This is a genomic window from Bifidobacterium vespertilionis, from assembly GCF_008698145.1.
In the GTDB taxonomy this organism is placed as follows: domain Bacteria; phylum Actinomycetota; class Actinomycetes; order Actinomycetales; family Bifidobacteriaceae; genus Bifidobacterium; species Bifidobacterium vespertilionis.
Genome location: NZ_RZNZ01000003.1, coordinates 66,931 through 90,000 on the forward strand (window position 1 = coordinate 66,931; position 23,070 = coordinate 90,000).

The 23,070-nt window shown below is 61.4% G+C and carries 19 protein-coding genes and 2 tRNA genes; 9 read left to right on the forward strand and 12 right to left on the reverse strand.

What is annotated here, in order from left to right; genetic code table 11:
• Positions 1–58: 58 nt before the first annotated feature.
• Positions 59–868, reverse strand: coding sequence for a class I SAM-dependent methyltransferase (locus EMO90_RS03000; protein WP_223849635.1), 810 nt, complete (start codon positions 866–868; stop codon positions 59–61).
• Positions 869–1,056: 188 nt separating this feature from the next.
• Here EMO90_RS03000 and EMO90_RS03005 point away from each other — a divergent pair.
• The 3 genes from EMO90_RS03005 (at position 1,057) to EMO90_RS03015 (ending at position 1,950) form a co-directional block, all read left to right on the forward strand.
• A tRNA-Pro gene (locus EMO90_RS03005) sits at positions 1,057–1,133 on the forward strand.
• 282 nt (positions 1,134–1,415) lie between these two features.
• Positions 1,416–1,676 carry a type II toxin-antitoxin system RelB/DinJ family antitoxin gene (locus EMO90_RS03010; protein WP_150353015.1) on the forward strand — a complete coding sequence of 87 codons (261 nt, stop codon included), beginning with the start codon at positions 1,416–1,418 and terminating at the stop codon, positions 1,674–1,676.
• Complete coding sequence (locus EMO90_RS03015) at positions 1,669–1,950, forward strand: type II toxin-antitoxin system RelE/ParE family toxin (RefSeq protein ID WP_150353016.1); 282 nt, start codon at positions 1,669–1,671, stop codon at positions 1,948–1,950. The genes EMO90_RS03010 and EMO90_RS03015 overlap by 8 nt, the downstream gene beginning before the upstream one ends.
• A gap of 399 nt (positions 1,951–2,349) precedes the next feature.
• Here EMO90_RS03015 and EMO90_RS03020 read toward each other — a convergent pair whose 3' ends face one another.
• The gene (locus EMO90_RS03020) at positions 2,350–2,877 is read right to left on the reverse strand and encodes a TetR/AcrR family transcriptional regulator (RefSeq protein WP_190971897.1); all 528 of its coding nucleotides are present in this window, start codon (positions 2,875–2,877) and stop codon (positions 2,350–2,352) included.
• Positions 2,878–3,166: 289 nt separating this feature from the next.
• On the opposite strand from EMO90_RS03020, the gene EMO90_RS03025 reads away from it, so the two are divergent.
• The 5 genes from EMO90_RS03025 to EMO90_RS03045 all read left to right on the forward strand — a co-directional run bounded on the left by EMO90_RS03025 (position 3,167) and on the right by EMO90_RS03045 (position 8,172).
• Complete coding sequence (locus EMO90_RS03025; protein ID WP_190971898.1) at positions 3,167–4,258, forward strand: lipocalin-like domain-containing protein; 1,092 nt, start codon at positions 3,167–3,169, stop codon at positions 4,256–4,258.
• Between the two features lie 157 nt (positions 4,259–4,415).
• Positions 4,416–5,396 (forward strand): NAD(P)-dependent alcohol dehydrogenase, encoded by a 981-nt coding sequence (locus EMO90_RS03030; protein WP_150353019.1) that lies wholly within the window; start codon positions 4,416–4,418, stop codon positions 5,394–5,396.
• A 273-nt stretch (positions 5,397–5,669) separates the two neighbouring features.
• Positions 5,670–6,278 (forward strand): Abi family protein, encoded by a 609-nt coding sequence (locus EMO90_RS03035; RefSeq protein WP_150353020.1) that lies wholly within the window; start codon positions 5,670–5,672, stop codon positions 6,276–6,278.
• A gap of 404 nt (positions 6,279–6,682) precedes the next feature.
• Positions 6,683–7,546, forward strand: a complete 864-nt coding sequence (locus EMO90_RS03040; RefSeq protein WP_150353021.1) for a hypothetical protein — start codon at positions 6,683–6,685, stop codon at positions 7,544–7,546.
• 77 nt (positions 7,547–7,623) lie between these two features.
• On the forward strand, positions 7,624–8,172 hold the full coding sequence (locus EMO90_RS03045) for a type 1 glutamine amidotransferase domain-containing protein (RefSeq protein WP_150353022.1): 549 nt from the start codon (positions 7,624–7,626) through the stop codon (positions 8,170–8,172).
• A 122-nt stretch (positions 8,173–8,294) separates the two neighbouring features.
• Here EMO90_RS03045 and glgX read toward each other — a convergent pair whose 3' ends face one another.
• From glgX to EMO90_RS03075, 6 genes are all read right to left on the reverse strand, one after another.
• Positions 8,295–10,418 carry a glycogen debranching protein GlgX gene (gene glgX / locus EMO90_RS03050; protein ID WP_190971916.1) on the reverse strand — a complete coding sequence of 708 codons (2,124 nt, stop codon included), beginning with the start codon at positions 10,416–10,418 and terminating at the stop codon, positions 8,295–8,297.
• 104 nt (positions 10,419–10,522) lie between these two features.
• Complete coding sequence (locus tag EMO90_RS03055) at positions 10,523–11,164, reverse strand: NUDIX hydrolase (RefSeq protein ID WP_150353024.1); 642 nt, start codon at positions 11,162–11,164, stop codon at positions 10,523–10,525.
• Positions 11,157–12,053 (reverse strand): Nif3-like dinuclear metal center hexameric protein, encoded by an 897-nt coding sequence (locus tag EMO90_RS03060; RefSeq protein ID WP_150353025.1) that lies wholly within the window; start codon positions 12,051–12,053, stop codon positions 11,157–11,159. The genes EMO90_RS03055 and EMO90_RS03060 overlap by 8 nt, the downstream gene beginning before the upstream one ends.
• 75 nt (positions 12,054–12,128) lie before the next feature.
• Entirely contained in the window at positions 12,129–15,005 is a 2,877-nt protein-coding gene (gene polA / locus EMO90_RS03065) for a DNA polymerase I (protein ID WP_150353026.1), read from the reverse strand.
• Positions 15,006–15,010: 5 nt separating this feature from the next.
• Complete coding sequence (locus tag EMO90_RS03070; protein ID WP_150353146.1) at positions 15,011–15,613, reverse strand: ANTAR domain-containing response regulator; 603 nt, start codon at positions 15,611–15,613, stop codon at positions 15,011–15,013.
• A gap of 88 nt (positions 15,614–15,701) precedes the next feature.
• Positions 15,702–15,775, reverse strand: a tRNA-Leu gene (locus tag EMO90_RS03075).
• A gap of 135 nt (positions 15,776–15,910) precedes the next feature.
• Here EMO90_RS03075 and EMO90_RS03080 point away from each other — a divergent pair.
• Positions 15,911–16,510: an NUDIX domain-containing protein gene (locus tag EMO90_RS03080; protein WP_150353027.1), complete on the forward strand. Its 600-nt coding sequence runs from the start codon at positions 15,911–15,913 to the stop codon at positions 16,508–16,510.
• Positions 16,511–16,676: 166 nt separating this feature from the next.
• Here EMO90_RS03080 and pyk read toward each other — a convergent pair whose 3' ends face one another.
• From pyk to coaE, 4 genes are all read right to left on the reverse strand, one after another.
• The gene (gene pyk, locus EMO90_RS03085) at positions 16,677–18,119 is read right to left on the reverse strand and encodes a pyruvate kinase (protein WP_150353028.1); all 1,443 of its coding nucleotides are present in this window, start codon (positions 18,117–18,119) and stop codon (positions 16,677–16,679) included.
• A 198-nt stretch (positions 18,120–18,317) separates the two neighbouring features.
• Positions 18,318–19,325, reverse strand: a complete 1,008-nt coding sequence (locus tag EMO90_RS03090) for a TerC family protein (protein WP_150353029.1) — start codon at positions 19,323–19,325, stop codon at positions 18,318–18,320.
• Positions 19,326–19,454: 129 nt separating this feature from the next.
• Complete coding sequence (gene uvrB, locus EMO90_RS03095; protein ID WP_150353030.1) at positions 19,455–21,566, reverse strand: excinuclease ABC subunit UvrB; 2,112 nt, start codon at positions 21,564–21,566, stop codon at positions 19,455–19,457.
• Positions 21,566–22,228, reverse strand: coding sequence for a dephospho-CoA kinase (coaE, locus tag EMO90_RS03100; protein WP_150353147.1), 663 nt, complete (start codon positions 22,226–22,228; stop codon positions 21,566–21,568). The genes uvrB and coaE overlap by 1 nt, the downstream gene beginning before the upstream one ends.
• Positions 22,229–23,070 lie beyond the last annotated feature (842 nt).

Here is a 23,070-nt window from a genome sequence, read left to right on the forward strand (position 1 = left end):
TCTATACCGGATTGGCGGCGGAGGGACTGTTTTATGCCACGAGTTTGAGTACGGGCGATCAGCGCCTGCTCAGCTCCGCCATGGCCATGTAGTGGAGCACGTCGAACGACTCGGGGGCGATGTCCTTCAGCAGCCGCCTGTGCTCGCGCTCCCATGCGGCGATCCGATCCGCCGGAAGCGAGGCTCCGATGCCCCGGCACGTCTTCACCCGCCCGTTCCAGCTTTCACGCGTGAACGGCACCTTCACCAGACGTTCGTCATGGTAGGTCAGACTGAACCCCTCCCCGTAGCACTCGGGAATCTCGATCGGCCTCATGCGCTCCCCCTCGCCGCTCCAGTGCGGACTGTACTTGAGCACAAGCCGCTCGCTCGCCCCGGCGATCGGATCCGCATCCGGCAGCCAGGCCATGTAGAGCACCAGAATCCGTCCGCCCGGCCTGAGCATCCGATGCAGGTTCTCATGGATGGCGTCATGATCGAAATACCAGAAGCACTGGCACGCCGTGATCACGTCGAACGACCCGTCCGGGAAATCCAGGCGTTCCGCGGGCGCGGCCAGATACCTGATGTCCATGCCCTTGGACAGCCTCCTCGCCTGCTCGATCTGGTTCTCGGAGATATCGGCGCCGGTCCAGTGCGCGCCATAGCGGTACATGTTCCGCGGCAGCACGCCCGTCCCGGTTCCAAGATCGAGCACATCCTGACCGTCGCGGCACAGCCCGCGCGCAAGGATCCACCCATAGAATTCTGGTGGATAGATGTCCCGGTACTTCGCATAATCCTCCGACGTTCTGCCCCAGTCAAAGGGCGCGCCCTCATCTATGCGCTCGTCGCTGATCTCCATAACCGCCGCTTCCCTGTTGTGCATTGCCTTATTGTCGTCATCGCATGTCGCTCTTCGACGTCGGCCCCATTCTATCCGCGCGCGACGGCGATGCACATGACGGCGTACGGATGCCAACCACTCCGGTCACCATCGCACGTCCGGGCCCGATGTTAGATTATTTATTTGTGCTCTTGTCAGCAGTGGATTCCAATCCACTGCGGTGGCGCATACGGGACATAGCGCAGCTTGGTAGCGCGCCTGCTTTGGGAGCAGGATGTCGCGGGTTCAAATCCCGCTGTCCCGACCACAAAACCTTACTCCCGCTTGGGATTTGCGGCTTCGCCGTTCGAGGCGAAAGGCCGCTGTGGTAACGATTCGGTAACGATGACCGCAGACCTAGGCCGCAATTGGTTGTGCAGGAAAGAACAATCCCCGGGGTTTCATGATGTTTCGCATGAGTGACGTTCCGGGGCATTCGCTAGCAGTCTAGCCGCCGCATGTCCCGGAAATCAATCCGCAATGTGATTCACACATACTATATGTGTTACAATGTTCATACATCAGCATTGTTTTGGTAAGGAGTCTTGCGATGGCCGATACCGCGACAATCAGTTTCCGCACGGACCCGCAGGTCAAACAGCAGGCGAAGGAACTATATGAGTCGATGGGCTTGGACCTGTCGACAGCGTTAAATATGTTCCTGCGTCAATCATTGACCGACAATGGCATGCCGTTCCGCGCCACGAGGGAGAACCCGTTGAACATGGAGGCACGTCGTCAGGCCGACGACCGGGAGGGCTCCGCGTTCCCAGACGTGGATACTCTGATGAAGGATCTGATGGATGCTTAGATCCGTCTTCCGCACCACGCAGTTCAAGAAGGACTTCAAAGGACTGTTGAAGAAGCACTACGACCCGGACAAACTACGACGCGCCGTCGAAGCGTTGATGACCGAGGACCGTGACCTGCTGTCGACCAAGTATCGTGATCATGCGTTGGTCAACAACTGGAAAGGATATCGGGAGATCCACATCGAGGGAGACTGGTTGCTCATCTACCGCATCGAACGCAATGAGCTGCAACTTGTGCTGACTCGCACCGGATCGCACGACCAGCTGTACTGACATGCGGCATCGAACATACCACTTCCTTGTCGGATGCGATCCAAGTCATTTGCGACACGCCGACACCCCTTCCCTCCCGCATGCGACAAGGACGGTAACGAGATGGTAACGACGACCGTCACGATGAACCAATCCCAGTCCGGTCAACCAAACTTCCCAAAACCCGGAATCGGCTTGATTCCAACGAAAATCAGCCCACTCAAATCCAGCCGGACAAGCCAATCGAACGCCCGCCCAAACAGGATGTCGCGGGTTCAAATCCGGCTAGCCCGACCAAAAGCCCTACTCCCGCTTGGGATGTGGGGCTTTGTCATATTTCCTCGAACAGGCTGATGGTAACACTGGATAACAATGACCACAGACCATCGCCGGTTATGACGTTCGGCTTACGGAATGCAGTCAGAACGGTTTGTCGGAGACACCGAGCGCTAGCCAGTCGGCGCAGGCTTGGGCGATGGCGCGCGGAGATTCGACGGCACCTCCCTCGAGCCACTTGATGAGGATGTTGAACATGGCGCCGGCGACAAAGTAGAGTCGGTATTGGCCGATGGATCCCATGGGTGCCCGTCCGGCCATCCCTCGTACGTATCCGTTAATCGTGTCCTGGATTAGGCTGGCGAACCCGTTGCGATACAGTGTGAGAATGTAGGATTTGGCGGTCAGGAATCGGGTGAGCGAGCGCTCGAACCCGTTGGCGATGTTGGCGCGGGCGAATACGTCGTATTCCCTCGGTTTGGTGTCGGAGGGCTGGATGCTGTCGTGCAGGTCGCTCATCCATGCGTTGATGACGTCCTCCTTTGATTTGAAATTGCGGTAGTAGGAAGCGCGGGCGACCCCGGCCTCCGCGACAATGTCGGTGACGGTGATGGCGGAAAATCGTCTGCGTTCCATCAGGGCGAACAGGGCTTCGGTGATCTGCCTGCGCACGCGATCATTTTCCATAGAGCCCCGGCTCACGATGTCTCCCTTCGTTGAGAATCGTATGAAACATATCGTCTCAACCAGTATTCCATGAATCGCCGATGGGATATCTTCACCAGTGAGTCAGATCGCCGATTATTGGCTCAGTCACTGTGACGTCGGCACGATCGCCGGACCATAGCCTTGATAGTGGACGATATGAATCGTCTCACTTATAGGCATGAGACCGCTCGCATACGGCGGTGGACGCGACGCCGGAAACCGACGGACAATATCGATGAAAGGTACGACTGACATGACGGATGTGCGACTGATGGACACCAAGGAAGACTTCGTGAAGCTTGGTATCAACCCGGACAAGGTCGAGCAATGGGAGGATGGGCGACGTGATACCAGCGCTCGTGGCCATTGGGAATGGTGGTATTTCGACGCGATTCTGGACGATGGCAGTTCCGTGGTCGTCCAGTTCTTCCCTAAAGACAACATGAGGACCAAGGAGAGTGTGGATAGTCCGCACCTTACGGCCAGGGTGGTGACCAAGGACGGTAGGACTTACGAGAAGCATCCGGCGTTCCGGCCGGAACAGTGCCGTTTCGCCAAGGAGGCCTGCGACGTGCGGCTGGGGAGCAATCTTTTCCAAGGTGACATGGAAACCTATCGGATCCTTGTCGATTCGTCGGATGACGGATTCGGCGTGGACATCACATTGAAAAGCCAGTCCAAGCCGTATCGTCCCGGAACCTCCTACTTCGAGTTCGGCGACGATTATTACACGTGGCTCTGCGTCGTCCCCCGGGGAGAGGTGACCGGCACCGTTACGTTGGATGGCGTGCCGCATGAGGTGCATGGGCGCGGCTACCACGACCATCAGTGGGGCAGCGCGCTGTTCTGGAGCTTGTGGAACAACTGGCTCTGGGCCCGTCACAACTTCGAGGACCATTCGCTGCTGGTCTTCGACATGGTGGCCAGCAAGAAATACGGCTACCAGCGTTTCCCGATTGCGTTCCTGCAAGACAAGGACGGCAACATCGTCTTCGAAAACACCAAGGATGTCAATTACCAGCTCATCGAGAAGTACCGGGATCCGGACAGCGGCAAATACTATCCCAGGCGCTCCAAATACACGTTCGACGTGAACGGCAAGCACATTGAATATGAGCTCGAGGAGCGCAAGGTGCTGGAATCCCAGAACGCCAAGGCGCGCAAGATGCCGGCACCGGCCGTGCTGATGCTGAAGCTCAAGGGGCTGGACCCCAGCTATGTCCGTTACGAGGCGACCGGAGACCTGACCGTCACCGAAGGCGGCAAAGAGACCTTGCACCGTGACGGAGCGCTCATCTATGAGTTCATGTATCCCGGTACCGAAGATTTCAGCAAGCACGTATGAGGAGCCGCTGCCATAGGACGGCATATTCCGAGCGGCACGATCAATCGCAAGGATATGCCGCACCGGCATGGCGCCGGACATTGGGCGGCTCAGTACGCGCCTGTCTTGATCACAGGATGCCACACGATTGAACATGTATTTCAGAAAGAAGTAAAAAATGAAGGCATTAATTTATACGAAGACCGGAGATTTGGATGTACTGCAAATAAAAGAAATAGATAAACCTACTCCAAAGGACAATCAAGTTCTTATTTCTGTAAAGGCTTGCGCTTTAAGTATCACAGATTATGAACGGTTTAAAACATTAAGTTCAAAAGTTTCTTTCTCAACGCAAATAATTTCCGCTCTAATGGGCTTCGCAGGTTCTCCAATCGGCGCAGAGATTGCAGGCGTAGTTGTCGAAGTCGGGGAAAATATCACCCATGTGAAAGTTGGAGATAGTGTATACGGAAAAACGGCAGGCGCATTCCCTAAAGGCGGTTTTGCGGAATATGCTCTTATGGATAAAGACCATGTTTGCGTAAAACCTCAAAATATGACTTTTGAACAGGCATCTGCTATTTCCATTTCTTTTGAAACCGCGTTAGGCGCACTTCGCAAAGGGAATGTAAGAGCAGGCCAGCAAGTTATGATTTACGGCTCTTCGGGCGGCGTCGGTTTATATGCGGTGCAATTAGCCAAAAGTATGGGCGCAAACGTAACTGGTGTATGCAGCACCCGCAATCTTGAACTAGCCAAACAGATGGGGTGCGATTACGTAATCGACTACAAAAAAGAAGATTTTACGAAAGTGCAGACAAAGTTTGATGCAATTATAGGAGTGAATGGTTGCAATTCCATGAAAGACTATAAACGACTTTTAAAACCAAACGGGATTTTCGTAGGTGTGGGAGGAAATGTGAAACAAGTAAGCAAAGCATTCCTCCTTTCCTTTATATCAAGGAATTTTTCTTATTTTGCTGGACCTATTATGCCTCAAAAAGATTATTTGTCTTATGCAAAAGAGCTGGCAGAAACCGGCAAATTGTTACCTTATATAGACAAAATCTATTCCGTCAAGGACACAAAAGAAGCCATTCGTTATATTGTATCTTCTCACGCACAAGGGAAAGTTGTTGTTTCCATGGATTTTAAATAAAGAGGAAACTCTTGAGAATCTGAATAAAAGAAACAGCAACAATTATCAAAAAGGATGTCGCCGGTTCAAATCCGGCTAGCCCGACAGAGAACCCTACTCCCGCATGGAATTTGGGTTTCACCGTTCGAGACGGAAGGCCGCTGTGGTAACGATTCGGTAACGATGACCGCTGACTTTAACCTCAATTGGCCGTGCAGAAAAGAAAAATCCCCGGGGTTTCATGATGCTTCGCATGAGTGACGTTCCGGGGCATTCGCTAGCAGTGTAGCCGCCATGAGTCCTGAAAGTCAACCCGTCACGCTTGAAAACCTGCAACGATGGTTCTCGACCGAACGCATGAGCACGTACGTGCACTCCGCTCAGACGACCGATTGCGACGTGATCGACCTGTACGTATGGAACGGACGGATCTCCAAGGCCTTGCTCGAAGACATCGCTCACGTGGAGGTGCTACTGCGCAATTTCATGTCCGAGCGCCTCGCCAGAGCCTGCGGGCACGAGAAATGGTACAAGGACGACACAAGGTTCCGGTTCAACTCGCCCAAGACAAGACGGTTCGAAACCTCGGTTACGGAGATCGAGCGGCAGATACGGCATTCAGGCAAACCGGTCACGCCCGGACGCGTGATCGCCGACATGTCGCTCGGCTCATGGTGTTTCCTGCTCTCCTCCAGACTGGAACAGACCGTGTGGAGAGCTTTGCGGGATCCGGCGAACGGCGGCATGCCGAACTACCCATCGCACAAGCGCGCCGTATTCGAAAATCACGTCAAGACAATGCACGACCTGCGCAACCGGCTATCGCACCAAGAGCATACGGTGCTCGACAACCTCACGGACGAGAACCGATATCTCGACGGGCAGTGCGCGAATCTCGATTAGATCGCCCGCGTCATCGACCCGAAAGCCGCCGACTGGATTCGCAGCCAGTCAAGAGTGAAGGCGCTTCGTGCAAGGCGTCCATAGTTATGGTTTCTCCAGAGTCCCAACTGCATTTTGGTCGGGAACACTGTTGTCGGTGCAATTCGTTTTTTTTGCGACACGCCGACGCTCCTCCCCTCCCGCATGCGACAAGGACAGTAACGAGATGGTAACGATGACCGTCACGATGAACCAATCCCAGCCCGATCAACCAAACCGCCGAAAAACGACCCGATAGTGCTGCGAATCGTCGAATTCGGACCGCGCAGCCCGTAACTCCATCCCATGTTCCAGCCGACGGTATTTCCAACCCCGCGCGAAGAATGGCAATACCATGGGAACAGTCGAACCGCAGGAGGCGCACCATGCAAATCATCGAGCAATACTGCCGCGGCAAGCGCTCGGACCAGTCGTTGAACGAGGACGGGCTGCTGGTCACGGATGGCTTCGTGGCCGTTGTGGATGGGGTGACCAGCAAGAGCGAGCGACATCCGTGGCAGCCGTCCACAGGCGTGGTGGCGAAGGATCTGCTGATCGGAACGCTGGCCGGCCTAGCCCCCGACTCGGGCATGCGGGATGTCCAGCGCGCGGTGGATGCGCGGTTCCGGGCCGCATATAGCGCGCATTCGCTGGGAGAGAGTTTTTTCGCGCACAATCCGCTGGAACGGTTGCAGGCTAATGCGGTGGTGCTCAGCGCCGCCCATGGCGAGGCATGGTTGTTCGGCGATTGCCAGATCATGGTCAACGGCGTGCAAACGCCCACGGTCAAGCGCGTGGACGAGCTGCTGGGCGAGCTGCGATCGTTCACGGCGCAGGCCCTTCGTCTGCGGGCTGGCGATGGCACCGGCAACGGCGACAACAACGGTAGCCTGGACGGTAAAGGCCCAAGCGAGCCCGGCACGGACCCGTCGCGCGCGATGATCCTGCCATTCCTGCGCCTGCAATCGCAGTTCGCCAATCGGCGCGGCGCATACGGCTACTTCGTGTTCGACGGGTTCACCGACCCCACATATCCGGTCCGCACGGTACCGGTCAAGCCCGGGGACGAGATTGTGCTCGCCTCGGACGGCTATCCCCTGCTGCGCCCCACGCTGGCCGAGTCGGAGCAGGAGCTGGAACGGCTGCGCAGGGATGATCCCGAATTGATCCGTGAATACCCTTCCACCAAGGGATTCTCAAACGGTTTGGATTCGTTCGACGACAGGACCTACCTGCGTTTCGTGGCCTGAACGGTCTTCCCATACTGCGCGCATAATGGTAGCGAACGCAATTATGCGACGTTCAACGACATCGGAAGGAGCAATCCATGGCCGTCGAAAACGCCAAGGTGCTGATCATCGTGAACAACTGGGGCATCGAGGAGACGGAGCTAACCCGTCCGCTGCGTGATCTGAAGGCCACGGGCGCGCAGGTGACGCTCGCCGCCACCACGCTCGACCCATGCGAGACCGTGTCGCACGACCGCTACGAGGGCGAGACCCTGACGCCGGACGCGCGTCTGGCGGACGTGCAGGCGGCCGACTACGACCTGCTCGTGGTGCCCGGCGGCACCTGCAACGTGGATCGCATCCGCGTGAACGAGGACGCGATCGCCCTGACGCAGGAGTTCGCGCACGAAGGCAAGCCGATCGCCGCGATCTGCCACGGCGCCTGGCTGCTGGTGAACGCCGGGCTCATGGCCGGCAAGACCGCCTCCCCGTGCCGCTACATCCAGGCCGACATCGAGAACGCCGGCGGCCACTACGAGGACAAGCCGCTGACCGTGGACGACGCGAACGGCTGGAAGCTCATCACCTCCCGCAAGCCGGACGACCTAGACTATTTTGTGGACGCCATCGAGAAGGCGCTGGCCTGATCACGGCGACCACAGCGGTTACAGTGGCCGCAACGTGAATGGGGGCCGGTTTGGCGAATAACCAAACCGGCCCCCATTCATCTCAAATCCAAAGTCCGAATCCGAGGCGAGACTCGAAGGGATCAGAAGTCCTTCGGACGCTCCGGCTTCTCGGCGCTCATGAGCAGCAGCAGGCTGCGCGGCTGGGCGGTGATGGCGAATCCGGCCTCATAACGCAGCTCCGGGCCATCCGGGTTGTACGTGTCCACCACCAGCTGCCACTTGCGCCCGTAGCGCTCTTCCGGCAGCGTGAAGATGATCGGCTCGTAGTACGCGTTGAAGATGAGCAGGAAGTTGTTGTCCACCATCGACGTGCCGAACCAGTCCTTTTCGGGGATGTCCTGGCCGTTGAGGTAGACCATCACGGTCAGGGCGTGGGTGTTCGCCCAGTCGGTGCGGTCCATGATCGAGCCGGTGTGGTCGAACCACTCCACCTGGGGCACGAAGTCGGACGTGTCGCCCGCCTCGCGGCCGGTGAAGAACCGGCGGCGGTGCAGCACAGGGTGCTTCAGGCGCAGGTGGATGAGCTTCTGCGTGAAGTCCCACATCTGCGACTGCTCGGGACTCATGTTCCAGTTCGTCCACGAGATCTCGTTGTCCTGGCAGTAGGCGTTGTTGTTGCCCTGCTGGGTGCGCCGGATCTCGTCGCCGCCGCAGATCATGGGGATGCCCTGGCTCAGGAGCAGCGTGGCCATGAAGTTGCGGCATTGGCGGGCGCGCAGCTCGGTCACGTCGTGGATCTTGGTGGGGCCTTCCACGCCGCAGTTCCAAGAGCGGTTGTGGCTTTCGCCGTCGCGGTTGCCCTCGCCGTTGGCGTCGTTGTGCTTGTCGTTGTAGCTCACCAGATCGTTGAGCGTAAAGCCGTCGTGCGCGGTGATGAAGTTCACCGACGCGACCGGGCGGCGGCCGTTGACCTGATACAGGTCGGAGCTGCCGAGCAGACGGCTGGCGAATTCGGGCAGCGTGGACGGCTGGGAACGCCAGAAGTCGCGCACGCAGTCGCGGTAGCGGCCATTCCATTCGGACCAGCTGGACGGGAAGCCGCCCACCTGGTAGCCGCCGGAGCCCAGATCCCACGGCTCGGCGATCAGCTTGACGCGGCTGATGACCGGGTCCTGCTCCACGATGTCGAAGAACGCGGACAGCTTGTCGACCTCCTGGAACTGGCGGGCCAGCGTGGCGGCCAGATCGAATCGGAAGCCATCCACGTGCATCTCCGTGACCCAGTAGCGCAGGGAGTCGGTGATGAGCTGCAGGGCGTGCGGCGAGCGCATGAGCAGCGAGTTGCCGGTGCCGGTGGTGTCGAAGTAGTGGCGGGGGCTGTTGTCCACTAGACGGTAGTACTGCTGGTTGTCGATGCCCTTGAAGCTCAGCGTGGGGCCCATGTGGTTGCCCTCGGCGGTGTGGTTGTACACCACGTCGAGGATGACCTCCATGCCAGCCTGATGGTAGGCCTTGACCATGGACTTGAACTCGTTGACCTGCTCGCCGTGTTCGCCGGAGCTGGAGTAGCCGTTGTGCGGGGCGAAGAAGCCGATGGTGTTGTATCCCCAGTAGTTGCTCAGTCCCTTTTCCTGCAGGAAGGAGTCGTTGACGAACTGGTGGATGGGCATGAGCTCGATGGCGGTGACGCCCAGCTTCTTGAGGTATTCGATCACGGTGGGGTACGCGAGGCCCGCGTAGGTGCCGCGGATCTCCGGGGGCACGCGGTCGTTGAGGTTGGTCATGCCGCGCACGTGCGCCTCGTAGATCACCGAATCGTGGTACGGGATGTGCGGGTGCTGGTCGTTGCCCCAGTCGAAGTAGGGGTTGATGACCGCCGACTTCATCATGTGGGCCGCCGAGTCCAGATTGTTCATGGCATGCGTGTCGTCGGGACTCTTGAACCAGTAGGAGAACAGGCTTTCGTCGCCGTCGGTCATGCCGGAGATGGCCTTGGCGTAGGGATCGAGCAGGAGCTTGTTCGGGTTGCACCTCAGGCCGCGGTCTGGATCGTAGGGTCCGTACACGCGGTAGCCGTACAGCTGTCCCGGCTGCAGCCCGGGCACATAGTTGTGCCACACGTAAGAGTTCTGCTCGGTCATTTGGATGCGGCGCTCGTTGCCGCCGTCATCGTCGAAGAGGCACAGCTCAACCTTCTCCGCAACCTGCGAGAAGAGAGCGAAATTCACGCCGGCGCCATCGTAGTTGGAACCGAGCGGATACATCGATCCAGGTCTGATCTGCATAATTTAAGTATCTCACCGTCCTAGGTCGTCCGGGTCACTTCCGGTTAACATTGATTGAATCAAACGATTACCGTACCGGAACTTCAGGCGTTCCTCGCGCGGCGAAGCGCCTCGTGCAGCATGGCCACCTGCGAGTTCGACGAAGTGACCCCCACTGCCATGAGGTCGTCGAACGTCACCCACGCGGATTCCACATGCTCGTCCGGGTCGAAATGGCGGTCCACCTCGTGCCAGCGGGACAGGTGGAGCACCATGATGTTGGCGAGCTCGTCGCTCATGCCCTCCGAGGAGTAAAACGCCCCCACATGGTCGATGCGCAGGTCGTCGGGACCGTCCGGCACCACGCCGGTCTCCTCGGCGAGCTCGCGCAGGGCGGCCTGCTCCACGCCTTCCCCCGCGTCCATCAGCCCGGCCGGCAGCCCGTAGGCGAACATGTCGGAGCCGGCGCGGTATTCGCGCTCCATGAGGTAGAGATCGCGCGGCACGTCGTGCACGAGCATGACAACGCACGGCCTGTGCCGGGTCACCTGGCGGCGGACGCGCGTCGCCCCGCCGTCGTTGCGCTTGAGGTCGATCTGCATGTCCTCCACGTCGAACACCACGCCGCGCCACACGGTCTCGCGTTCAACGATGCGCGCAGGGGCGTTCATGTCGATGCCGTCGGAACTGGCGCTGAGTGCGAAGGAGGCGGTCATATCGGATTCATGCATGTTGGACTCACTCATGGATGCTCACCGTCCACGGATCGGTGTTGCGCTCGATGCGCTCGATTGAAACGGTCTCGCCCGTGTCCGCCAGCACGGCGGCCGGGATGTCCTCCACGGCATAGCGGAACCAGAGGGATTCGATGGCGGAATGCGGGGTGTTGATGAATGCGGGGCGGACAACCGCTTCGCCGGATTCGCCGCCCAAGGCGATGCCGGCCGCGCGCATGCGGGCCTCATATTTGGCCTGCTCGATCGCGTCGGTGACCGGGTGGTGCCGCAGGTCGCTGGTCACGTACACGTCGGCCCCCGCCGCACGCACCTGATCGAACATCGAATCGCCGGAACCGGGCAGCAGGGCCACGCGGCGGACCGGCGCGCCCAGATCGCCGCACACCTGCACGCCAAGCTCGGTATGGGGCAATACGCGGCCCACACGGCGGGCGAAGTCGATGAGCGGCATCGGCTCGGGCAACTCGCCCACGCGGCCCAGCCCCACCTCGTGCTCGGCGGCGGGATCGGCGATGGGTTCGAGCGGATGATGGTCCAGAAGTCCGAACAGGTCGGCCGCAGCCCATGCCACGCCACGGTAGGCCGAATCGGCGTTGGTGTGCCCCACCCACAGCGCGCAGCGGTGCTCGGCCAGACGGTTGACGATGTCACCGCGGAAGCCAAGGCCGCTGACCTGATGGACGGACCGGAAGAACAGCGGATGATGGCAGATCAGCAGGTCGGCCCCGCGTTCGATCGCCTCGTCCACGACGGCGGACGTGGGGTCCACCGCGCAGCAGATGCGACTCACGGGCGCGTCCAATGCGCCCACGATCAGTCCGGGCTCGTCCCACGATTCGGCATAGCGCAGCGGATATAGACGTTCGAGCGTGTCCACCACGCGTTTGAGATTCGGCATCGATTCCTCCTTGTTCGGCAGGCGATCACTGATCCCAGTGTAGCGGCGGACCCGGCGAGCGCATCCGACCGCAGCTCAGTGCGCGGCGAGCTGCCAGTCCGATCCGATGCCCGTGGACACATCCAGCGGCACGGCGAGCGTGACCGCGTGCTCCATGGCGTCGCGCACGAGTTCGGTGACCTGCTCGGCCTCGCCATGGGCCACCTCGACCACGAGTTCGTCGTGGATCTGCAGGATGATCCGGCTCCTCACGCCGGCCTCGCGCAGGGCCTGGTCGGCGCGGATCATGGCGATCTTCATGATGTCCGCCGCGGAGCCCTGGATGGGCGCGTTGAGGGCGCCGCGCTCGGCCGCGTCGCGCACGTTGCGGTTCGGGGACTTGAGCCCCGGGAAGTAGCGGCGGCGGCCGAACATCGTCTCGGTGTAGCCATCGCGCCGGGCCTGGGCAACCAGCGACTCGAGGTAGTCGTGCACCTTGCCGAACGTGGCGAAGTACTTGTCCTTGAGCACGTCCGCGGCTGCCGGACTGATCTTGAGCTGCTGGGCGAGCCCATAGGTGCTCAGGCCGTAGGCCAGTCCGTAGCTCATCGCCTTGACGTGGCTGCGCTGGTCCGGCGTGATCTCCCCGATGGGCTGCTGGTAGACCAGGCTCGCCACGTACTTGTGGAAATCCATGCCGGACTTGAACGCCTCGATCAGCGCCTCGTCGCCGGACAGATCGGCCATGATGCGCAGCTCCACCTGCGAGTAGTCGGAGCTCAGCAGCGCCTCGAAGCCCTCGCCCGGCACGAATGCCGACCGGATCTCGCGTCCGGCCGCGTTGCGGTTGGGGATGTTCTGCAGGTTCGGGTCCACCGAGCTCAGACGTCCGGTGGCAGCCACGGTCTGCTCGAACGTGGTGTGGATGCGCTGGTCGGCCGGATTGACCGTGTCGATGAGCGAGGTGACGATCTGCTTGAGCTTGTTCGTCTCCCGGTGCCTCAGAAGCGCGCCCAGAAAGTCGTTCGCGCGATCATTGTTCACGGACTTGGCGTACAGGTCCTGCAGGGTGGCCGCGTTCGTGGTGTACGAGCCGGATTTGGTGCGTTTGGTGGGTTTGAGGCCCATGTCCTCGAACAGCACCTGCTGCAGCTGCTTGGGGCTCTGCAGGTTGACCTGCCTGCCGGCGGCGTTCCAGGCGATCTCCTGAGCCTGCAGGGCGTCCGCGGCGAAGGTGTCGCGCATGCCGGTGAGACGTCCCAGATCGATGGCCGCACCCACGGATTCCATGCGCTGCAGCACCTGCGAGATGGGCAGTTCGATGGCCGTGAGCAGGCCGTACTGGCTGCGCTGGTCGATGATCGGGGCCAGATGGGCGGCAAGCCGGCGGGTGAGGCCAAGGGCACGCGTGATCGCCGCGTTCCGGCCGTCCCGTTCGCCGTCCGCATCGCCCTGATCGGCCCCGGAGGCGCCCAGATCCAGTTCGCCCTGCTCGGCTTCGTCGGCTTCCACCTGAAGGTCCAAGAAGTGCTCGGCGGCCTGTTCGATCGTATCGGCGTGGAAGTCGGGGTGGATCAGATAGCCGGCGAGCTTGGTATCGAACAGCGGGGCCGGCAGATCGGCCACGCCCGCCGCGGCGAGCATGTGCCGGTGCTCCTTGTAGCCGTGCACGATGGCCGAGCCGATGTGGCCATCGATGAAGTCGAACAGGGCTTTGGCGAAGGCGTGATCCGTGAGCAGATCCCGGCCGGCGACGATCGCATGGCCGTCCGGGGCCATGACCGCCACCTCGTCCAGCGTCTCACGCCCCGGCTTGGCCGATCCGATCGCAGCCAAGGTCCACGCCTGCGCGATGCTTCCTGCGCAACGGGCGTCTGCGGGCACGGTGAACGTGGCGTCGTCGCCCTCGGCGGCAAGGTCCGCGCCGGCCGGCTCATGCAACCCGGCCATATGCCCGTCCAGCCAAACGGACAGCGCCTCCGGGGAATCCACTCCCCCGTCCAGTTCGGGTTCGATGACGGTCTCATCCTCGTCCGCCGACTGCTCCGCAGTGGCATCCAACGCCGGCATTTCGCCGTTGTTGAACGCCTTGAGCACGCGGGTGCGGGTGCGTTCGCCGAATTCAAGCTCGCGGAACAGGGCGTCCACGGCGTTCGCATCAGGCCTGCCGAAGGTGAGATCGCCCACCGTCACGCCCAGATCGAGATCGGTGACGAGCGCGTTGACGCGGCGGTTCAGGCGCACCTGATCCAGATTGGCGCGCAGGGCCTCGCCCTTCTTGCCGCCGATGTCCTCGGCGTGCTCGATCACGCCGTCCAGGGAGCCGTACAGGTTGATCCACTTGGCCGCGAAGCCGTCGCCCACGCCGGGAACGCCGGGGATGTTGTCCGCGGTCTCACCGCGCAGGGCCGCCAGATCGGGGTACTGTCTGGGGCTGACGTGGTACTTCTCCTCGATGGCCTCGGCGGTCATATGCTTGAGGTCCTTGAAATGGTGGCCGGGGTACAGCACGGTCACGTTGTCATCGATGAGCTGGAAGGCGTCGCGATCGCCGGAGAGTACGAAGGTGCGGAACCCGGCCGCATCCCCCATGCGGGCCAAGGTGCCGATGACGTCATCGCCCTCATAGCCGGGCTTTTCAATGTAGGTGACGCCCAAGGCCGTAAGCATGCGCTGGATCAGAGGCAGCTGAGTGAGCAGCTCCTCGGGCGCGGCGTCGCGGGTGCCCTTGTACTGGGGCAGCAGCTCGTTGCGGAAGGTGCCGCCCTTGACGTCGAAGGCCACGGCCAGATGGGTGGGATGCTCCGCGCCGATGACCTGCATGAGCATGGTCGCGAAGCCCCACACCGCGTTGGTGGCCTGACCGGATGATGTGGAGAAGTTCTCCACGGGAAGCGCATAAAATGCGCGGAACGCCAACGAATGGCCGTCGACGACCAGTAGGGTTCCGCGATCGGCCGATTCGTTGGTCATATGCGTCAGCGATCGCCCTCGACCTGGGCGATGACGGCGTCCGCCACTTCCTGCATGGTCAGACGACGATCCATGGAGGTCTTCTGGATCCAGCGGAACGCCTCGGATTCGGTCAGGCCCATGTTCTCCATGAGCAGGCCCTTGGCGCGGTCCACGCGCTTGCGGGCCTCGAAGCGGGCCTTCATGTCCGTGACCTCGTCCTTCAGGGCGTTGATCTGATCGAAGCGGGAGATGGCCACCTCAAGGGCGGGCAGCAGCTTTTCCGGCACGAAGGGCTTGACGACGTACGCCATGGCGCCGGCGTCCGCGGCCTTCTCGGCGAGGCTGCGCTGGGAGAACGCGGTGAGCATCACCACGGGGGCGATGTTCTCCTTGGCGATCTCCGTGGCGGCGGTGATGCCGTCCTTGCCGGGCATCTTGACATCCATGACCACCACATCGGGCTTGAGCTCGCGGGCGAGGTCGACCGCCTCGTCGCCGTTGGCCGCCTGTCCCACAACGTCATAGCCGGAATCGTTGAGCGCCTCGACGATGTCCATGCGGATCAGCGCCTCGTCCTCGGCCACCACAACCTTGCGACGGGTGGAATCATCCTCATAGTCGTTCATATTGTCTGCCACGACTGCCCCTTTCCTGTTTCCGGGGATCCACTGGCGCTGGCATGCACCGCCGTCGCCTACAGCGTGGATCACGAAGTGCCCTCGGTGGGACTCGAACCCACACTACGCAGATTTTGAGGCTGCTTCCTCTACCAATTGGGATACGAGGGCCTTTTCGGTGCTCCGTGAGAATATACCATACCGTTCAGACCGCTTCCACCGCGACACGGCGGTTTGTTCCAATGCGGCTTACAATGAAGTAAGCGTTGTACTCCAATGCTCTCTGTCCAACCAAAGGAGTTTCTCATGGCAGACAAGACTTTCCGCCCCTTCGATCCGTGGCGTCCCTCCCCCGTCAAGGAGGTCTCGCGGGACCAGATTGTGGAAACCCACTATTTCAATGTCGATCACGTCGCCTTCGAATCCGCTCAGGTGGGGGCCTTCGAGCGCTATTTCATCCACGAGAACAACGGGGACACGGTCGCGATTCTCGCCGTCACCGACGACGGCAAGGTGCCGCTGATCGAGCAGTACCGCATCGCCAACCACCGCTGGACGCTCGAACTGCCGGCGGGCCATGCCAACACGCCGAGCGAGCGTCCGCTGGACGTGGCGATCCGCAAGTTGCGCGAGGAGGCCGGCTTCGAGGCGAAGCACTACGCGCAGTTCTCCCGCTTCTTCAACACGCCCGGATACTCCACGCAGCACACCTGCCTGTTCTACGCCTCCGGCCTCACGCCCGTTGTCGGGGAGAATTCCATCGGTCCCGAAAGCCCGCGTTTCAACGTGCGGCTGGTGCCGATGGATGACGCCTACCAGATGGTGCTCAACGGCACAATCTGCGACGCCAAGTCGATGATTGCCATCCTGCGCGCCCATGCAGGCCTGCGCACGCTCGGCGAGTGACGACCCCGTTATTCCCCGCGCGCATATCGCGCGTCGCATAGATCGCGCATCGAACATCGCATATACCGCGCATACAGAAGAACCCCGCTCGGAGATCGCTCCAAGCGGGGTTCTTCTTCGCGCTAAGCGTATTCGACGCTACACGCTCAATCTACGAGCCTTGGGCTCACTCGGCGGTGCCGACGGTGTGCACGTAGATGGAGTCGGTGCGGCCGGGCTCGTGATCGCCCTGGGCAGAGCTCAGGATCACGATCTTGTCGCCGTCCTCGACCTTGCCAGCGGCCTTCAGGGTCTGGTCGGTGAAGGCCATGAGGTCCTTGCGGGACAGCTCGTGGTAGTCCTTGTCCAGCAGGAAGGCCTCGGTGCCCCAGCTCAGAGCCAGCCAGTGGTAGGTGTGCTCGTTGGTGGTCAGGGCGTAGATCGGGGCGGCCGGACGCTCACGGGAGACGCGGTGCACGGTGGAACCGGTCTGGGTGAAGGCGACGATGGCCTTGGCGTTGAGCTTCTCGGCCAGGTCCACGGCGGCGGAGGAAACGGCGCCGGTGGAGGACATGTCGAGGTTCTTCAGCTCCGGGATGCGCTCGAAGCCGTGCTCAGTGGCGAAGTTGGAGATGCGGGACATGGTGGCGACGGTGACGTCCGGGTACTCGCCGACAGCGGTCTCGTTGGAGGTCATGGTGGCGTCGGCGCCGTCAAGCACGGCGTTGGCGCAGTCGGAGGCCTCGGCGCGGGTGGGCACCGGGGAGTGAACCATGGAGCCGAGCACCTCGGTGGCCACGATCACCGGCTTGGCGTAGTGACGGGACAGCTCGATGATGCGCTTGGTGGCCAGCGGGACCTCCTCGAGCGGGCACTCGACGGCCATGTCGCCACGGGCGGCCATGATGCCGTCGAAGGCCTTGACGATGTCCTCGAGGTTGGCGAGGGCCTGCGGCTTCTCGATCTTGGCGACGATCGGGATGCGACGGCCTTCCTCGTCCATGATCTCGTGGGCGCGGTCGATGTCGGTCGCGAAGCGGACGAAGGACATGGCGATGATGTCGGCGCCGGTGCGGATGGCCCAGCGCAGATCGTTCTCGTCCTTCTCGGTCAGGGCGGGCAGGCTCACGGCCACGCCGGGCAGGTTGATGCCCTTGTGGGAGGAGACCGGGCCGGCCACGACGACCTTGGTGTGCACGTTGTTGCCCTCGACCTTGGTGACCTCCAGGCGGACCTTGCCGTCGTCGATCAGGATCGGGTCGCCGGGGTGGCAATCGCCGGGCAGGCCCTTGAAGGTGGTGGAGGTGATGTGCTCGTCGCCCTCGATGTCATCGGTGGTGATGATGAACTCCTGGCCCTCCTGAAGCTGGACCTTGTCCTCGCCCTCGGCGTTCTTCTTGAACCAGCCGCAGCGGATCTTCGGGCCCTGCAGATCGACCAGCACGGCCACGTTGCGACCCTCGGCCTTGGAGGCCTCGCGCACGTTGTTGTAGACGCGCAGGTGGTCCTCCGGCGTACCGTGGGAGCGGTTCAGACGAGCGACGTCCATACCGGCCTTAACGAGCTTGGTGATGCCTTCGAGCGATTCGGTAGCGGGACCGATGGTATCTACGATCTTGGCTTTGCGCATGAATGCCTGCCTATCTTGTAGTTGGTTGATATCGGGTTTTCACAACCCTCTCAATTGCCAAGGGACAGTGTACTAGTTTTAGGGGACGTGGTCGAGATCCGCCCCACAAGCGTGTTGTGAGCGCTCACATTCCAAGCGGGACATGAAAAAGGGCGTCCCGCCTAGGCTGGGACGCCCCGATGCGACAACGTAGTCGGGCTACTTGGCCTCGACCTGCGCCTTCGCGTCATCCTTCGTTTCCATGGATTTCATCTTAAGGACGGATGCGATGGCCGCGGAGCCGATCGCCACCACGATCACCGCAAGGGAAAGCCACGTGGGGATCTCCGGCACGGCGGTGACGGGCTGGCCGCCGTTGATGAACGGCAGCGAGTTGGCGTGCAGGGCCTCCATGATCAGCTTGACGCCGATGAAGCCAAGCACCACCGCAAGTCCCAGAGGCAGGTAGACGAGCTTGTCCAGCAGGGCGCCGAGGAGGAAGTAGAGCTGCTGCAGGCCCAGCAGGGCGAACACGTTCGACGTGAACACCAGGAACGGATCCTTGGTCAGGCCGAAAATGGCCGGGATGGAGTCGAAGGCGAACATCACGTCGGTGGTGCCGATGGCCAGGAACACGATCAGCATCGGCGTCCAGTAGCGCACGCCGCCCTTCGTGGTCCTGAGCTTCTCGCCATCGTACTCGTCGGAGATCTTGACGACCTTGCGCAGCGCGCGGATCACGCCGTTCTCCTTGTATTCCTCGTCCTCGTCATCGCCCTTGACCAGACCGATGGCGGTGTAGATGAGGAAGGCGCCGAACAGGAAGAACACCCAGGTGAAGCGCTCGATGATGGCCGCGCCCACAAGGATGAAGCAGCCGCGCAGGATCAGCGCGACGGTGATGCCCACGGACAGCACGTACTTCTGGTAGATCTTCGGAACGGCGAAGTTGGACATGATGATGACGAACACGAACAGGTTGTCGATGCTCAGCGAGTATTCGGTCAGCCATCCGGAGTAGAACTCGATGGCCGGCTTGGAGCCGGCGAAGAACCAGATGCAGCCGCCGAAGATGAGCGCCATCACCACGAAGAAGCCGATGTGCTGCACGCACTCCTTCGTGGAGGGGATGTGCGGACGGCGGCCGATGATCAGCAAATCGACCACAAAAAATATGCCAAGCACCACAAAGGTGCCGATTTCAAATGCAAGGGGGGTTTCAGCCATATGCACCAGCATAGGAAAAGGCGATGACGCCATTGTTTCGGGCCATCCGCCGTGGATTTGCGGACCATCCCCGGCGTTGCGACGTCCGAACGCTCCGGCATCCTCGGCGAATGGCGGACGGCCCCTTGCCTACTCCTGCGCCTTGGCCATCTGACGCAGCTCCTTCTTGAGATCGCGGATCTCGTCCCTCAGACGCGCGGCGAGCTCGAACTGGAGCTGCTCGGCGGCGGTGTGCATCTGCTCGCTCAGCTGGCGGATCAGATCCGCCAGATCCTGCGCGGGCAGACCGGCCTTGAGGATCTCCTCATGGCGCTTGTCCGCCTCGGCCGCATTGGCCGCGGGCACGCCCAGATGCGTGTTGCCGGCCTTGCCCGCATTGCGGTAGCCGCCGGCGAGCAGCGTCTGGGTGTCCACATCCTCCTTGGCGAGCATGTCGTTGACGTCGCTGATCTTCTTGATGAGCGGCTTGGGATCGATGCCGTGCTCTTTGTTGTAGGCGATCTGCTTGGCACGGCGTCGCTCGGTCTCGTCGATGGCCTTGTGCATGGCGTCGGTGACCTCGTCCGCGTACATGATCACGGTTCCGGACACGTTTCGGGCCGCGCGGCCGATGGTCTGGATGAGCGAGCGGTAGGAGCGCAGGAAGCCCTCCTTGTCCGCGTCGAGGATCGCCACCAGCGAAACCTCGGGCAGATCCAGACCCTCGCGCAGCAGGTTGATGCCCACGATCACGTCGATCTTGCCCTCGCGCAGTTCGCGCAGCAGCTCCACGCGCCGCAGAGTGTCCACATCCGAATGCAGATACTCCACCTTGATGTCCCGCTCCACCAGATAGGCCGTGAGATCCTCGGCCATCTTCTTGGTGAGCGTGGTGACCAGTGCGCGCTCGTTCCTGGCCACGCGGTCCTTGATCTCCGCGAGCAGATCGTCGATCTGCCCCTCCACCGGACGGACCTCCACCTTCGGGTCCAGCAGGCCGGTGGGGCGGATGATCTGCTCCACCACCCCGTCCGACAGTCCCAGCTCGTAGTCGCCGGGCGTGGCGGACAGGTAGACGGTCTGTCCCACGCGATCAAGGAACTCCGGCCATTTGAGCGGGCGGTTGTCCATGGCGGACGGAAGACGGAAGCCGTGCTCCACCAGCGTGCGCTTGCGGGATGCGTCACCCTCGTACATGGCGCCGATCTGCGGGACGGTGACGTGCGACTCGTCGATGACCAGCAGGAAGTCGTCCGGGAAGAAGTCCAGCAGCGTGTGCGGCGGGGTGCCGGGCGCACGGCCGTCGAAATGCCGCGAATAGTTCTCCACGCCCGAGCACACGCCCACCTGCGTGAGCATCTCGAGGTCGTATGTGGTGCGCATGGTGAGTCTCTGGGCCTCCAGCTCCTTGCCCTGCTTGCGCAGTTCGGCCGTGCGCTGATCCAGTTCCTCCTTGATGGTCTTCAGGGCCCGTTCCATGCGCTCGGGTCCGGCCACATAGTGCGAGGCGGGGAAGATGTGCACCTGGCTTTCGTGCGCGATCTCGTCGCCGGTCAGCGGATGCAGCGTGGAGATGCGGTCGATCTCGTCGCCGAAGAACTCGATGCGCACGGCAAGCTCCTCGTACACCGGGATGATCTCCACGGTGTCCCCGCGCACGCGGAACGTGCCGCGCGTGAAGGCGATGTCGTTGCGCTTGTACTGCATGCTGATGAACTTGCGCAGCAGCTGGTCGCGGTCGATCTGCATGCCCTCCCTGAGCAGCAGCATGCGCCCGGCGTACTCCTCCGGTGTGCCCAGGCCGTAGATGCACGAGACGGTGGCCACCACCACGCAGTCGCGACGGGTGAGCAGGTTGGCGGTGGCGGCGTGGCGCAGGCGCTCCACGTCGTCGTTGATGTTCGAGTCCTTCTCGATGTACGTGTCCGTCTGCGGGATGTAGGCCTCGGGCTGGTAGTAGTCGTAGTAGGACACGAAGTAGCTCACGGCGTTGTCCGGCATGAGCTCGCGGAACTCGGCGCACAGCTGGGCGGCCAGCGTTTTGTTGGGCTCGATGATGAGCGTGGGTCGCTGCAGTCGCTCGATGAGCCATGCGGTGGTGGCCGTCTTGCCGGTGCCGGTGGCACCCATGAGCACCACGTCGTTCTCGCCGTTCTCCAGCCTGGTGGCCAGCTCCTCGATGGCCTGCGGCTGGTCGCCCGACGGCTTGTACGGCGACTTGACGACGAACGGCTTGTTCGTACGCTCGATGTTGAAGCCCATCACGCCTCCCTGACGCATTCGTTGATCCACGATGCGTACAGCCTATCAACCTGTGCGAACATTTGTTCGAGAGGCTGTGTCGAGTCGATCACCTCATCGGCGATCTCCTCGCGCTCCTCGCGGCTGGACTGGTGGCGGATCCGATCAAGCGCCTCCTGCCGCGTCATGCCGCGGCTGTCCTCCATGCGGGCCACGCGCACATCCTCCGGGGCCTCCACGGTCACCACATGGTCGAAGTCGAACGGCAGCGTCTCCATCACCTCGGCCAGCAGAGGCACGTCGTGCACCACCACCAGGGGACGCTCCTTGTCCGCCTCACCATCGTTGCGTTCCGCGCCGGCCACGGCATTGGCCTCATCCCAACGCGCCTCATCGTAGATCAGCGGATGCTCGATCGCATCCAGCCGTTCGCGCGCATCCGGCGCGGCCCCGGCGCCGAACACATGCTCGGCCATCCACGCGCGATTGAGCGAACCGTCGGCATTGAGGGCTTCCGGGCCGAACGCCCGCGCGATCGCCGGCAGCGCCGTTCCCCCGGGCGCGGTGATCCGATGCGCGATCGCATCATAATCGATGTGCGCGGCGCCAAGCTCCCTCAGCCGTGCCGCCACCGTGCTCTTGCCCGCGGCGATGCCGCCCGTCAGTCCGATTCGAATCATCATCACACGGCCATTGTGCCACTTCCTCTGCCGTCCTTCGTCATCCTGAGTCCCCCATTTGTCATCCTGAGCGGAGGGCGAAGGATCCTTCGACTCCGCTACGCTCCGCTCAGGATGACAAAGCAATCTACGTCATCCTGAGCGGAGCCCGTCAGGGCGAAGTCGAAGGATCCTTCATCATTGCGCATTGACCATTCGCGCTTATGGTTAAGAATTCTTCAACTCGTTGGCCCGGCTGTGCCCAGGATCAAGGGATGGAAGGGCCCCACCCCGCTTCCCACCCCGCCTGAACTGCAAAATACGGGCTGGACAGACCGATTCCGGCTCTTCACAGCACTATCGGGCCGCAAATCGGCCGAAAAACGGCCCAGTAGTGCTGCGAATCGTGGATTTCGGCCCACCCAGCCCGTATTTCCGTTCCTCTGATCCTAAACCTTCCTCACCATGGCTCCATATGAAATGGCGAAGGATCCTTCCGCTGCATTCAGGATGGCGATCCCTGCGCCTAACTGCGCAATCAGAGGCATTTTCGAACTCCTGCGAGGATCTATTAACATAATCAGGGGCCATTGCGAACCACGCCAACCCGAACCGCTTTCCGATGCCGGTCTGGGAATGGCTGAATTCCGCCATTCGCATACGTCAGCATGTATGCCGCACTCACTTCTAAACGGTAGGAGTGGCATCATAATATCTAAAAAAGCCCTGCTTTCCAAGCGGGAGTAGGGCTTTCGGTCGGGCTGACAGGATTTGAACCTGCGACATCCTGTTAGGATCGGGGGTTCTTGGCTCGGGCCGCCGGTCTTGGCTCACCTTGAAACCGTTGGAATTATGCCGTTCTTGAG